9 protein-coding genes are annotated in these 14,481 nt (G+C 66.0%); 3 read left to right on the forward strand and 6 right to left on the reverse strand.

The window, feature by feature from the left end; translation table 11 throughout:
• From GF405_00660 to GF405_00670, 3 genes are all read right to left on the reverse strand, one after another.
• On the reverse strand, positions 1–276 hold a 276-nt coding region (locus GF405_00660), incomplete at its 3' end, for a hypothetical protein (GenBank protein ID MBD3366666.1).
• 119 nt (positions 277–395) lie between these two features.
• On the reverse strand, positions 396–1,460 hold the full coding sequence (locus tag GF405_00665) for a TGS domain-containing protein (GenBank protein MBD3366667.1): 1,065 nt from the start codon (positions 1,458–1,460) through the stop codon (positions 396–398).
• An 85-nt stretch (positions 1,461–1,545) separates the two neighbouring features.
• Complete coding sequence (locus tag GF405_00670; GenBank protein ID MBD3366668.1) at positions 1,546–2,388, reverse strand: hypothetical protein; 843 nt, start codon at positions 2,386–2,388, stop codon at positions 1,546–1,548.
• Between GF405_00670 and GF405_00675 the strand changes: the two genes are divergently transcribed.
• The 3 genes from GF405_00675 to GF405_00685 all read left to right on the forward strand — a co-directional run bounded on the left by GF405_00675 (position 2,273) and on the right by GF405_00685 (position 7,229).
• Positions 2,273–3,919 (forward strand): flippase-like domain-containing protein, encoded by a 1,647-nt coding sequence (locus GF405_00675; GenBank protein MBD3366669.1) that lies wholly within the window; start codon positions 2,273–2,275, stop codon positions 3,917–3,919. The two genes, GF405_00670 and GF405_00675, sit on opposite strands and share 116 nt — an antisense overlap.
• Before the next feature lie 346 nt (positions 3,920–4,265).
• Complete coding sequence (locus tag GF405_00680) at positions 4,266–5,441, forward strand: methyltransferase (protein MBD3366670.1); 1,176 nt, start codon at positions 4,266–4,268, stop codon at positions 5,439–5,441.
• Between the two features lie 420 nt (positions 5,442–5,861).
• On the forward strand, positions 5,862–7,229 hold the full coding sequence (locus GF405_00685; protein MBD3366671.1) for an NADP-specific glutamate dehydrogenase: 1,368 nt from the start codon (positions 5,862–5,864) through the stop codon (positions 7,227–7,229).
• A gap of 145 nt (positions 7,230–7,374) precedes the next feature.
• Here GF405_00685 and GF405_00690 read toward each other — a convergent pair whose 3' ends face one another.
• Genes GF405_00690 through GF405_00700 form a run of 3 tightly spaced genes read right to left on the reverse strand, consistent with a single transcriptional unit; the run spans position 7,375 to position 14,309 of the window.
• Positions 7,375–10,368 carry a histidine kinase gene (locus GF405_00690; GenBank protein MBD3366672.1) on the reverse strand — a complete coding sequence of 998 codons (2,994 nt, stop codon included), beginning with the start codon at positions 10,366–10,368 and terminating at the stop codon, positions 7,375–7,377.
• Between the two features lie 8 nt (positions 10,369–10,376).
• Positions 10,377–12,296 (reverse strand): DUF3857 domain-containing protein, encoded by a 1,920-nt coding sequence (locus GF405_00695; GenBank protein MBD3366673.1) that lies wholly within the window; start codon positions 12,294–12,296, stop codon positions 10,377–10,379.
• A complete protein-coding gene (locus GF405_00700) occupies positions 12,297–14,309 on the reverse strand; it encodes a DUF3857 domain-containing protein (protein MBD3366674.1) in 2,013 nt (670 codons plus the stop codon). It lies immediately after the preceding gene.
• Positions 14,310–14,481 lie beyond the last annotated feature (172 nt).

Below are 14,481 nucleotides of genomic sequence, written 5' to 3' on the forward strand. Positions count from 1 at the left end.
GATCTGGTCCTGTCCGTCGATGGTCACGGAGGACGAGCCGCCCTCGCCCTTCAGGACGAAGTTGATCCCGTCGGGTATGTCGATGTCCCGGTTCCCGTCGCCGGTGTAGGTCCCGGGCATGACGAGCACCGTGTCACCCTCGGCGACGGTGTCGACCGCCGCCTGGATGGTCTGGAAGGCCGTCGGTTCCGATGGGTCGACGACCCAGGTCGTCGCGTGGGCCGCGGCCGTCAGGAACACGGCCGTCAGTACGGCAGCTGTCGCAGTCCACTTCATCCCAACCTCCCGTTCGTGGGACGCGGTGCAGGGCTTGAAACCCCGTGAGATCCGCCTTCCTCAGAATGCAATTTCGGGGCCGGATCTCCCGTGACAGGCGTCCCGCAGGGCCCCCCGCGCTACATGTCGACGTGGATCTCGAGGATGTCTCCGTCCTCGACGAGATGCTCTCGGTCCACGACCTGTCCGTCGAACTTGCCCGAACCCCAGACCCGCGCCGACTTCATGTTCTCACCGAACTCGCGGTGGATCTGCCGGGCGACGTCGAGGACCGTGCTCCCGCGCGGCACGACGAACGGCTTCTTCATGTCCGGCTTCTTGCCGGGGATCTTGCTGTAGATCCTGACGATGTCGAGGAGCCTGACAACCGCCTGTTCGAGCTCCGGCACGCCCTTCCCGAGCTGCGCACACAGCGGGACGACGGTGAGACCCTCCTCGTTGACCTCTCGGAGCAGCTCGAGGTTCTCGTTGGCCTCCGGACTGTCGAGCTTGTTGGCCGCGATGAGGGCCGGCTTGACGTTGCGCGGAAGCTCGTTCTCTCCCGGATCGTGCTTCGTCGAGAGACGGATGGCCTTCTTCGCCAGAGCCTCCTTCAGAAAGAGATACATGTCGACGCAGTCGGGGGCGCCGAGATCGACCACCACGATCGCCGCGTCGGCGTTGCGGATCATCTCGGGCATCCAGGGATCGATGTGGTCGGGCGAGAGCGGCGGGCCGTCGATGAGCTGAATCTGAATGTCCTCGTACGGCATCATCGCCGGGGCGGGGAGACGGGTCGTGAACGGGTAGTTCGCGACCTCCGGCGTCGCGTTCGTCGTGGCCGCCACGATCGACGACTTGCCGGTGTTCGGCGTCCCGACCATGATGACCTGCGGCGCGTCTTCCTTCGGGATGTGGTAGGAGATCCCGCCCTTCTTCTTCCGGCTCTGCTGCTCGCGCTCGTCCTTGAGCTTGGAGTAGCGCCTCCTGAGTTCGCCGCGGAGCTTGTCCGTCCCCTTGTGTTTCGGGATGACGGCCATCATCTCCTCGAGGGCCGCGATCTTGTCCTCGATCGTCCTGGCCTGTCGGAAACGTTCCTCGGCGGCCTTGTAATCAGGAGTCAGGTTCGCGGGCATGGAGCTCCACACTCTCAGCTCTTGAGGTTCTTCCGGGGCGGTCGGACCGCCCGACAGCGACGGGAACATGGTAGCGCACGCGGGCCGCCCGCGGCAAGCCGGGGTCGCCGGAGAACGCGTGGCTCGGGGGAGAAGCGGGAGGGAGGCTGGGCGATCAGCCCTGCAGGTACATCGCCTTCAGTCCGCCCCACGTCGCGGCCTCGACGGGCGTCTGGGCCACGTCGGCGACGTAGTCGGTGTCGTCGTCGTCGCGGGGATGGGCTCCGGCCTCGTTCAGGATGGCGCGGAGCGCGTCGTCGGCCTCCATCTCGGTCACGGGGGCGGAGGGGAACCGCGTGGTCGCGGTGCCGTTCTCATGGCAGGACGTCGGAAGGTCGTTGCCCTCCATGTAGATCGGACCCGAGTCGCCCGAGATGACGACGGCGTCCGACGCATCGCTTCCCGGTCCCGGAGCGTAGATGTTCGCCACGATGTTGCCCGTCGTCCCGTTCCTCGTCCGCGTCCCGTAGTTCGAGCCCCACCCGTAGACGACGTTGTTGACCATGTCGACGTTCGATGCGTCGTCGAACTGCGGGTTCCGCTCGTAGCCGTTGACGAAGAGGTTGTGGTGAAGCGAGATGTTCGAGACGCCCGTCCTGATGAGCGAGTTCTTCACGCATTCGGCGAGGATCGACCACTGGATCGTGATGTCGTGCGCGCTGATGCAGATGTCCACGTTGCCGTCGCTCGCGCGCCGGAACGAGCAGTGATCGATGACCACGTTGTAGGCGCCGTCCCAGATGCGGAGGTTGTCGCCGGCGTTGTCGTCGGGTGCGTCGGTCACGCGGATGTTGCGGACGATGATGTCGTGCGCCTCCTTGATGTCGAGGAGCGCACCGTAGATGCCGCCGTGCGCCGCCGTGATCGTGATGCCGGGGGCCGGCGCGTCGGTCGCGTCGATCGTCAGATGGTGTCCCGAGATCCGGAGCGTCTTCTCGAGCGGAATCGTCCCGCCCACGGCGAACGTCACGACCCGGTGCGACACCGGTCCCTCGACCGCATCCCGAAGCGTGCCGGGACCGTCGTCGGCGAGCGAGGTGACGACGTACGCCTCGCCGCCCTCGCCTCCTGTCGTGTCCGAACCGAATCCCTCGATCGGTCTGTCGGGGAACGCCGCCCCGGCCGTACCGGCGACGAGGAGCGCCGCCGCCAGAGTCCATGCCGCCACGTGTGTAGAGCCTCTCATCCCATTCCTCACCATGGTGCTCCTCCCTTCGGCCTCCCGGGCGCGTCAATCTAGCGTGTCTTGTTGCGTTTTGCAAGAAGCGTTCCCCGTGACAGTCTCCTCGCGGCGTCCGCTTGACCCCTGTGAGCCCCGGCCCTACACTCGGGAGACGCGCTTCGTGACGCCGCGCCCGGTCGGACGGGTCGGCGCGCGGAGGAAGGGGGGAGTTCGAGTGGCCACACAGGACGCGCCGCGGCTTCCGTTCTCGAAGATCCGCAGGGCGGCGGCGATATTCGTGCTCGGGAGCATCGCGATCCTCGCGGTCACGCTGGTTCTGACCACGGACGAGACCACCTGGGAAGGCGTGGTCTCGTTCGGGGCGGTGCTCATCGTCGTCCTGTTCGTCGTTCAGCTCATGAGGATGGTGCTCGAGGCGCTGGGCCTTCTTGTGCTCCTCCGGGCGTCCGGAGAGCCGGGCGTGACCTTTCTCGAGTCGCTCGAACTGACGGTCGAGGGCTACTTCGTAGGTCAGCTGATCCCGTTGAGCGCGGCCGGCGTGCCGTACCAGGCCTATCTCCTGGTGCGGAAAGGAGTGAGGGCCGGATGGGCCTCGGCCGCCGTCCTCGTCAAGGGGTTCATCCCGGGGCTCTTCTTTCTCGGCGTCCTGCTTGTCGTGGCGGGGCTCCTCGCGCTGGGGTGGGAGGGCCCCCCCTCGACGCTCGCCTTCCTCAAGATCGTCGCTCCCATCTCCGCCATCCCGACGGGGCTCGTCGTCGCGCTGTTCGTGATCATGGTCAGGAAGCCGAAGCTCTTCGACAGCTTCGTGGACCACGTGACCCGGTTCCTCTCCAGGCGCTTCAAGGGACGCGGCCGGGAGAAGGTGCTCCAGGCGCGCGACGAGATCGAGGAGGAGTCGCGTATCTTCCGCAGCGCGCTCAGCACGCTCGGGCGCGAGCGGCGATGGACGCTCGTCTGGGGATCGATCCTGGTCGTCGTGGCCTTCATCTGCGAGTTCGTCGTCGGGCTCGTCATCCTCCTGGGATTCGGCTACGATGGTCCGCTCGTCGAGCCCCTGGTGCTCCAGAGCGTCCTCAAGCCGATCCTGACGGCCTCACCGACGCCGGGCTCGCTGGCGATCGGGGAGGGCGGCTACATCGGCTTCTTCGCGGTCTACCTGCCCGAGTCGTTCGTCGGCGTCTCGCTTCTGCTCTGGCGGCTCGTGCTCTACTTCGCCCCGATGTTCATCGGCGGTCTGATGGTCGCGAAGCGTGTCGGACTCGGGAGGTTCTCGAAGAGTCCCGCGACGCCGAGCGAGCAGGAGTGACGGGCGCGAGAGCGGACGGTCGCCGGTCGCCGCGGCGACGAACACGGCTTTCTTGCCTCGGGAACGGGAAATCCGCTTGACCAGTTCAGCAAGTGGACGTATCATCCCACACGAAGGACGGAAGTCACGGGTCGACCTCCCCGGTCGGCCTTGACATAGATTCAAGACGGTCCCATACGACCGCGTGCCGTCGACACTGCTCTCGAACGCTGGACGATCCACTCCAGCTCGCGGATGCCCCGCTCAGGCAGGCGGGGCATTCTTTCTCTCGGGAGACACTCGAGCCGACGGCTGCTGACCGCACCGGTGACCGCGCGTGCGGTCTCCCGGGACTTGAGGAACCTGCATGGACAGAACCTCCTACGAGATCACCGCGTCCCTGAAGCACGGCGAGAGGACCTTCCGGTCGGCCGGCGGGCTCTTCTCGAAGAACAGGATCGCCAAGTCGACATCGCTGCTCGTCAACGCCATCTCGCCCGGGCCCGGCAACCGCATCCTCGATTACGGCTGCGGCTACGGCGCCGTCGGCATCGCGCTCGCCGACTCGGCTCCCGGGCTCGACATCCAGATGGTCGACTCCGACATCCGCGCGGTGAGACTGGCGCAGCGGAACACGCGGGCGAACGAGGTGCGCAACGCTCACGTCCTGCTCGACCACACGCTCAACCGCTTCCCCAACGGTTCGTTCAACATCGTCGCTCTGAACCCTCCCGTGGACGACGGGACCGAGCTCATCTTCGAGATGATCGAGCGGGCCCAGCCCAAGCTCCGGCACGGCGGCTTCTTCTTCCTTGTGGCCAAGTCGAGCCGCGGCGCGCGAAGCTACATGAAGAAGCTGACGCGGACGGTCGGCCCGGCAAAGGTCGTCAAGCGCAGCGGCGGCTACTGGGTGATGCGGGCGGAGCGCAGCCCCATCCGTCCTCCGGAAGTCGTCGAACTCTCTCGATACGAACACACGGTCGAGGGGATCCTCCGCGGCCGGAAGTACAGCTTCAGAACGCGCGCGGGCATCTTCTCGCGGAAGGCCATCGACGACGGCACCGCGCTCCTCATCGAGTCGATCGATGTGCGTCCGCGGCACTCCGTCATCGACATAGGCTGCGGTTACGGTCCGATCGGGATCGTGTGCGCGCACCTGGCATCGGTCGGCCGCGTCGTCATGGTCGACTGTGACGCGAGGGCGGTGGAGTACGCCGACCTCAACATCCGGTCGCACCACCTCAACCACGCGCGGAAGAACGGCAAGCCGCGGGTCGAGGCCGTCCTCGGCGACCGGTTCGACGCGGTCCCCGGCGAGCGCTTCGACCGCGTCGTCTCGAACCCGCCGTTCCACGCGGGCGTCGACGTCCTCCATCCGCTCGTCGAGGAGGCGCACCAGCATCTCCGGATCCACGGTCGGATGTACCTGGTTCTGATGCGCTACCGCGGCGTCCTCAAGCAGATGCGGCGCGTCTTCGGGAACGCCGCGGTCGTGGCGGAGGGCGAGAAGCACGTCGTCGTGATGTCCGAGAGGACGCGCTGACCGCTCCCCGCCGTCCGGCCGCCGATCGGAGACCGGAGTCCGGACCGGGATCCCTCGATCCCCGGATTCCTCTGCAGTTGTCGTCTCCCGCGGCCTGGAGCCTCTACTGAGCAGCCGTTCAGCGTTGACCCTCCCGACCTGCCGTGATAGACTCCATCGTTACGCTCATTACCATGAGATGAACTCAGGAAACGCCCCGGGGTGGAGACATCCGGGGGCATTCCATGCCGCACCGACCCGGGACGGCGGCCGGGCCGACGACGGCCGGAGCAGGTCCGGAATCCCGGGGTCGGTGTTCGAAAGGAGGCCCTCCGAAGCAGTACGATGTTCGACCGGTGTGGGCCCACAGCGGGCCCGGTGGCGGACGGGAGAGCCCGTCCGGTAGTTCAGTTCCTCACGTTCCAGCAGGAGGAGTGAAGAATGGCGAGAGCCGCTGCGTGTGATGCCTTCCTTGATGGCGTCAAGGCGAAGAACCCGGCGCAGGACGAGTTCCACCAGGCGGTGTGCGAGGTCGTGGAGACGATCTGGCCCGTCCTCGACCAGCGCCCCGAGTACCGCAAGGCCAAGATCATCGAGCGGATCGTCGAGCCCGAGCGCATCATCATGTTCCGCGTTCCGTGGGTCGACGACTCCGGCGATGTCCATGTGAACCGTGGCTACCGGATCGAGATGAACAGCGCGATCGGTCCCTACAAGGGCGGCCTCAGGTTCCACCCGAGCGTCAACCTCGGCATCCTCAAGTTCCTGGCCTTCGAGCAGGTTTTCAAGAACAGCCTGACGACGCTCCCGATGGGCGGCGGCAAGGGCGGTTCGGACTTCGATCCGAAGGGCAAGAGCGACACCGAGGTCATGCGCTTCTGCCAGGCCTTCATGAGCGAGCTGTTCCGTCACATCGGTCCGAACACCGACGTGCCGGCCGGTGACATCGGCGTCGGCGGCCGCGAGATCGGCTTCCTCTACGGCCAGTACCGGAAGCTCACGAACGAGTTCACCGGCGTACTGACCGGCAAGGGCCGGAACTGGGGCGGCAGCCTCATCCGTCCCGAGGCGACGGGCTACGGCGCCGTCTACTTCGCGCAGGAGATGCTCGGAACCCGCGGCGAGGACCTCAAGGGCAAGACCTGCCTGGTCTCCGGCTCGGGCAACGTTGCGCAGTTCGCCTGCGAGAAGCTCCTCGACTTCGGCGCGAAGCCGGTCACGTTGTCCGACTCGTCCGGCTACATCTACGACGAGGAGGGCATCGACCGCGACAAGCTCGCGTTCGTCATGGAGCTCAAGAACGTCAAGCGCGGCCGCATCAAGGAGTACGCGGCGAAGTACTCGAACGCCGTCTATACCGAGCGCGATGCGAGCGCCGATCACAACCCGCTCTGGAACCACAAGGCCGACTGCGCCTTCCCGAGCGCGACCCAGAACGAGATCAGCGAGAAGGACGCCCAGAACCTGGTCTCGAACGGCGTCTACGTCGTCTCCGAGGGCGCGAACATGCCGACGGTCCCCGAGGGCATCGAGATCTTCCTCGACAAGAAGATCCTCTACGGCCCCGGCAAGGCCGCGAACGCCGGCGGCGTCGCCGTCTCCGGCCTCGAGATGAGCCAGAACAGCCTGAGGCTCTCCTGGACGCGCGAGGAGGTCGACAACCGCCTGCAGGGCATCATGAAGTCGATCCACTCGGCCGCCTTCGAGACCTCGAAGGAGTTCGGGGACGAGGGGAACTACGTCATGGGTGCGAACATCGCCGGCTTCATCAAGGTCGCCGACTCGATGCTCGACCAGGGCGTCATCTAGCCCGTCACACCACGGCGGGTCGCGTCAATGATCCGCCGGACAACGAAGAGGGGGTCGGCATCCTCACTGCCGACCCCCTTCTTCTTCTCTGTACGTGTTGTCGGGCCGCGCCCCGGGGCAAAGCTCCCCGATCGCGCCCGCCTCCTCACCCGTCCGTCTTCCGTCCGTCCTTCCCCGGCTTCAGGATGACCCCGTGCCGGTCGGTGCTGTTGACGAGGATGCGGAGCGGCTCCTCGAGCCTGATGTGCCTCAGGTACCCGGTCTCCTCCTCGGCCGGCTGATTGTCGAGCCACTCGCTGTCGAGCGACGAGTGTTCGTCCTCCGGGCGCACCGTCAGGTACGCGATCCCGAACGAGGTGATGTTCTGGAAGAAGTGCGAGCCCTGGGACGGGTCGACCGCGATGTCGGGCATGTCGGTCTCGACGATCGCGCCGACCCCGGCGATCTGGCGCCAGCTGACGGGGATCCCGAGCCAGCGGTCCGCGCTTCCCCAGCGACCGGGACCGATGAGCAGGTACGTGCGCCCGGCGTCCCGGAGGGACCGGTCGAGCTTCCCGACCTCATCGGCGATCCTGACGGTCGCGTTCCGATCGAACGTGTCCGGGCGTACGTACACGATGTCGGTTATGCCCTCGGCCGCGCCGTGCCCGAGCGAGCTGCCGGACGAGCAGAGCACGTCGTCGCTGTCGATGCCGGAGAGGTCGATCTCCTCGGTCGAGGCCTCGAGGACGAGGGGCCTGATCTGGAGGAACGAGAACTCGTGGGGTCCGTCCTCGTTGAGCATGACCGCGAACTCGATCTCTACGTGGCACGTGAAGCCCGACTTCCCGACCTCCATCAGGAAAGCCAGCGTCTCCGGCAGCGGAAAACGGTCGCCCGAGAGCAGCCCGGCCATCGTGACGAGCTTGACCCCCGGCCTGCCCGAGCCGTCGTAGATGCGCTCGCTCTCCGGAACGTAGACCGAGCCGACGGGGAGGAAGGTCCCGTGTTCAGAGGCTGCCTCGACATCGAGAAGCGTCAGGTTCGCCTCCGGCTCGTCGGTCGGCTTCCGGACGGGAGCCTTCTTCGTCAGGTCGAGGGCATAGAACTGACGCTGCGCGTTGTTCAGGTAGTCGTCCGGCGTCGAGAACTGATAGAGCGCCCGGGGCTTCACCGGGGAGAACCGGATGCAGCGGCCCCCCTCGACAACGGTCTTCCCCATCCCGAGGGCGACGCAGGCGACGCCGTCCTCCGGCTCGATCCGCTTGATGGGATAGTGGTCGTACGTTCTGGCGACGCCCGCGGCGTTCGGATAGACGACGTCGCCGTGCCTCCGCCCCGTGATCTGCTGGATGACGACCGCCATCTTCTCCTCCTCGAGGCGGTTCGTCGTCGACTCGATGTAGCTCTTCGAGTCGGCCGAGTAGGTCGAGGCGTAGACCAGCCTGATCGCGCGGCAGAGTTCGTCGAGCCGCACCTCGAGGTCGTCGTGCGTGTTCGGGAGCATGTAGGTCTGGTAGATCCCGGCGAACGGCTGGTACGAGGAATCCTCGAAGAGGCTCGACGACCTGACCGCCAGGGGATACCGGACGCGCGAGAGAAAGGCCCGGAGCTCGCTGATGGTCTCCTCGGGAAGACGGGCGGCGAGGAAGGCCGCGCGGATGGTCACGTCGTCGTCCTCGGAGAGCGCCAGGGACGTGAGTCCCGACGTCTCCATGAACCGGTCGAAGACGTCGGTCGCCACGACGGCGGTCTGCGGTACCGTGATCCGAACGCCCGGAATCTTGTCCTCGATCTCGTAGGCGTCCAGGAGCGAGTTCATGAAAGCCAGCCCTCTGCCCTTGCCTCCCAGCGACCCGCGTCCGATGCGCGTGAACGAAGTCTCTGCCTCGAAGGTCTCGCTGGAGAACTCCTCGACCAGACCGGCCCGGGCCCGGAATCTGTGTTCCTTGAGCGCTCGGAGGAGGTACTCCCGGAGTTCCTCGGAGGAGTCGAACTCGTCCGCGGCGATCGCCCGGAGCGCCTTGGCCAGGTCGAACTCGGTCCGGGCCATCAGCCAGGTCGAGAAGTCGTTGCGCCGGGCGTGGTACATGAGGGACTCGTCGGGGACGGTTCGCACCAGCTCGACGAGTCTCCTGAGGTCGCCGGCTCGCGCGACCTCCGTGCCGTCGGGCGTCCGGAAGATGAAGTCGCCGAACCCCAGATGGTCCCGCATGAAGGCGCGGACATCGTGCATCAGTGTCGGCGACGTCTTCTGAAGGAACGTGGCCCCGACGCTGAAGGCCTCCTCCGTGCAGGTCCGGGTCGTCGACTGGATGAGCACCGGCGTCGTCGGGTCGTGCTCCTTGACCATGGACGCGAAGGCTACGCCGGCCATGTCGTCCAGCTCGCCGTCCTTCGGGAATCGCGCGTCGACGATGACGCCGAGCATGTCCCCGCGGGCCTTCTCGTAGATCGCACGTCCCTCCTCGAAGGTCGTGGCGAGCAGGATCTTGGGGCGGGCCCGCATCCGCATGAGCTGCTGCATGCGGTTGACGCCCTCCGACATGAGGGCCTGCGTCTGCTCCATGATCTCGCCGTAGAGCATCGGCAGGTAGGCGGAGTAGAAGCGGACAGAGTCCTCCACGAGCAGGATGCTCATGACGCCGGCCGTCGCCGCGTCGTGCGCGCGGTTCATCCGGTCCTCGGCCCACTTGATGATGGCGAGGAAGACCCGGGCGTCGCCGAGCCACACGAAGATGCGGTCGACGCACGAGAGGTCCTCCCGCGCCTTGAGAAGCGAGAGCTCTCTCGTGTCGTAGGCGAGGAGAACGACCGGGAGGTCGGACGAGTGGCTCTTGATGAGCCTGCCGAACTCGAAGACGTCCATGTCGCCGACGCGCGGCATCGTGATGATGAGGTCGGGGTCGATCTCCTGTACCCGCTCGATGGCCTCGCGCGCGGTCGACACGCGGAAGATCGTCGGGGCGGAGCTCAGGTTCAGCTCCTGATACTCGGTGAAGAGCATCTCGCCGAGGTTGCCGTCCTCCTGGAACGTGAACGAGTCGTACAGGCTCGACACCAGGAGAATGCGGCGCACGCGCCCCGGCATGAGATCGGAGAACGGCACGCGCTTACGCTCGATCGCCCCCGCGATCTCCTCGAGTGGTCTGAATCCCACGACGCCCCCTAGGCCTTCTCCAGCAGAATGAGGCCGTTCTTCGGCGACAGCAGGCGGTCGTAGGCCGCCTTGAAGTCGGCGTACCGTTCGGGTGGAACCCGCTTCGAGAGGAACTCGATGCGCTTGGTCCAGACGACCGAGCGCTCCTCCCGGTCCCACTCACACGCGAGTTCGAAGACGGCGTCGTCCGTCGCGACCTCGATCGGCTCGGGGATCCGGATCGGCTCGTAGCCCTCGGGAATCCGGGTCCTGAACTCGTAGATGCTCACGAGCTCGGCCGGAAGCATGAAGGAGAACTCCCGCTCCGCCAGCGACGGCTCGACGGCGACGCGCGCGAAGGCGAACGGGAACTCCGGGACGCGGAGGATCATCATGTCGCCCTGCGGCACTGCGAAATCGGGCGCGTCGATCGTCTGACGGACCCTGACCGGCTCGAGCAGGTTCTTGAGATCGGTCATGAAGTGCTCGACGTCGGTGGCTCCGGGACCGATGCTGCCGGTCGCCTCCTCGAAGAACTTCTGGACCTCGCTGTCGGTCGCGTCCTTGAGGGCGGCCCTGCACCTGCGGTCGAAGAACCCGGACACCTCGGCGTTCGCAACGAGCTCCGCCGCGCCGTCGTCGTCCAGCTCGGCGACGATGCTGCGCTCGCTGGCGTTCTCGGACGGACTGAAGGGCGGTATCTCGACGAGCTCGCCGGAACCGTCATCCATGACGACGAGCCCCGTGTTGCCGCGACCCCAGTAGAGATAGCCGTAGTGCACGTTGTCGAGGAAGGGGTCGAGGAAGCGGTAGCCGTCGCTCGACCTGACAGCGACGAGGATACTGTCGAACTGCTCCAGCGTCGGCACGTCGTCGACGAATGTCACCGGGCCGTCGTTGACCAGCACCGGCCAGGCGTCGACGCCCGCCGCGCGCAGCATGCTGACCAGCAGCACGGCCTTGTCACGGGTGTCGCCGTAGCGGTTCTCCATGACGAGCGACGCGTTGTTCGGCTCGTAGCCGCCGAGGCCGAGATCCAGATAGACGTTCCGGACGTTCTCAGCAACCTCGAGGAAAACGTCACGGATGATCCCGTCGGTGTCGGCAGCCCCCTCGGTGATCTCCGCCGCGCGCGCCGCGACGTCACCGTCCGTCTCGACGTGCTTGTAGAAGACGTCGGCGAAGAAGGCCGACGGTCCCTGCCAGTCCTCGTACGAGGAGTAGACAGCGCGCGGGTAGAGCTCGGCCGTCGGGGGCATGTTCTCCTCGGGCACGAGCCCGGGCACGTCCCGTACGTGCCATGCCTGATCGTCGAAGTCGGCATCGGCATCCGCGAACCCGGCGTCGCCCTCAACGACCGCCGTCGTCAGTGTCACGCCGTCCGGCAGCGTGAAGACGACCTCCTTGTCGAGGATCGGATCCTCTCCCCGGAAGTACTCGATCCCCGAGAAGCTGCCGTCGGGCGCGGGCTCCATGCGCGTCAGAAGCTGAAGCTCCATCGTCGAGCCCTTTCCGACGACCGGGAACGAGAACACCTTCTGGACGACGTTGGCGTAGATCGTCGCTCCCTCGAGGAACGCGGGCGTGACGTCGTTGATGGCGTCGGGCTCGATCTCGACCGTCCTGCCCGTCCGCCGGATGGTGACGCCCTTCACAAGCTCGAGCTCCTCGCGGTCCGCGTTGTAGTAGAATGACTGGTTCGCGTAGTTCTCGCGGCCCTTGAGGGTCAGGGTCTTCGTCAGGACGTTTCTCCTTGTCGTGACGGCCCCCTCGGCGTCCACGTCGATCAACTTCTGGATCTTCAGGAACAGGGCCGAGGCGTCCGGGTACTCCTCGGCGTCCGGCGCGTTCTCCCGAAGCTCGGCCACGTCGACGTCCTGCCACTGGTCGCACCACGCGAGGGGAGCGGCCAGCGCGAGGATCAGAAGCACAGAGGCGAAGCGTCGCATCTAGCCCTCCTCTCTCTTGAGGATGATCTCGCCGCGGATCGACCGGTCCGCCATGCGGGCCGCGCGGCGCAGGTTCTTGTACTCCTCCGGCGATATCTGGAACGAGTCGACGCCGAACGACTTGGAGTAGCTGACAACACCCTCGCCTCCGGTCTCCGCGGGCGGCGAGTAGCCGTAGTCCAGGTCGAGCGACACGACACCCTGCTCGAACGTGACCGGGTCCGGCATGCTCTTGACGGTGAGTCCCTCGGGGATCGCGATTTCGGCCTCCTCGTTCAGGCCGATCGTGATGCCGAGGTGAACAGGGTGCTCCCTCTCGGGGAGCGACGTCAGTCTTCCGACCAGCAGCTGTGACATGAAGTCGAAGGCGCCGGTGGCCGACGGGACACGGAAGAGCACATATGGATCGGCGTCGAGCAGATAGTCATCGACGGCGTAGCCGACGGTGATCGTCAGCGGCGTCGAGAGGTCCTCCGGGTCCGACGAGTCGAAGCTCGTCATCGTGGCGCCCGGATAGAGCGCCTGGACCGACTCCTCCCACATCATCTTCATCTGCTGAGGCGAGGTGGCCCTGGCGATCTGGCGGAGGATCTCCTCGTACATCCCGTTGCCCGTGACGGTCACCGTTCCGGAGATCGATCCGTCCTCGGAGAGCTCGGCCTTCTCTACGATCATTCCGGAGTTCCTGCTCGGCGGATAGTGCGGGGCCTTGAGGAGTTCCTCGCCGCCCTCCCTGAGGACCATGACCCAGCGGTCCCCGGGGTAGGTGGCGTAGACCTCGCGGCTGGTCTCCTGCGTCGGGTCGATGAAGACGTACTCGCCGTTCTCGCCCTCGATCGCGACGATGCCGTGCTCGAACGACGTGTTCGGGACCTCGGGGTCGGTCTTCTTAGAAACGTTGATCACCGTCACCCACGCGGGGACGCCGATCTGCTCGAGCATGGCCACCATGAGAACGGCCTTGTCGCGGCAGATGCCGTACTCCTTCTCGAGGGTGTACGCAGGCGTGTGCGGCTCGAGGAAGGCCCCGAAGTCCATCCCGATCCCCAGGTAGCGGACGTTCTCGAGAATCCAGTAGTGGATCGCGCGGATCTTCTGCTCCTTCGTCTCGAGGCCCTCCGTCAGGTCGGCGACCAGCTCGCGGACCTGATCGTCGGCGATGCACTTGTCGTCGTACATCCGCCAGAGTTTGTCGGAGAGCTCCTCCCACTCGTGGACGGTCGAGACGTTGACGCGCGTGGCGATCTGCGCCATCGGCGCCATACCGATCTCCCGCTCGATCTTCGGAACGTCCCGGGCTGTCCATGTGTAGTACGTCCAGTCCCCGCCCTCGCCGCGGTCCGGGTCCTCGACGACAGACCGTTCCTCGAACTCGACCTCGACGTCGCCGACGACGGCGTGCTTCAGGGGCATGTCCGGCGGACCCTGGATCGTCACGCTCGACTCGAGGATCGGCTCGCTGAACTGGAGGTAGAACGTCTGTGCGAAGGCGTCCTCGATGAGCGGCTCGTAGTCGTCGTGCGTCAGGAGCTCGATGGCGTCGCCCGGCTCGAGGTTCGGGAAGACGATCGTCTTCTCCCGGAAATCGGTCTCGTAGATGTTCATCGCAGAGAGCGAGGGAGGCGTGCCGTCCGTGACCAACTCGTCTCCGACGACGATCTCCGAACCGTCCGGCTTGATGACGCGCGCCATCAGGATCTCGTTGGTGCCGTAGCGCTGGTGGTAGACGGCCGAGTGGTCGGCGAAGTCGTCGACGCCCTCGTCTGTCAGGACTTTCGTGAGAGAGTGGCTGTACTGCTCGAACGCGCCCGTCTCGTCGAACTCGACCAGCGTACGGTCGAAGATGACCACCGCGTTCGCGTCCGGGTGCTCCTCGACGCCGCCGGCCTCGCCGATGATCCGCGCGGCCTCGTCGAGCTCGAGCGGCTCGGGGGCCGCGGCCGTCGGCACGGCGGGTGCCGTTGCGGCGACGAACACACTAAAGAGGAGTATTAGGTGTCTTCCCGCAGACATGCAGGCTCCTTTCGGATTGAGTGGTGCGTCAGTTCCGCTTCTCGTTGTTACATCTGTACTTCGGGAAACGATTATGCATGGAGAAGGGTCGAAGGGCAAGTGGCTCAGGAGGAGGCGGCCGGGCAGCTTGGTGCGTCCGCCGACCTTGTGGTACCATCCGCAGGGACGCGCG

It is taken from the genome of Candidatus Effluviviaceae Genus V sp. (assembly GCA_014728125.1).
Classification (GTDB): Bacteria; Joyebacterota; Joyebacteria; order Joyebacterales; family Joyebacteraceae; genus WJMD01.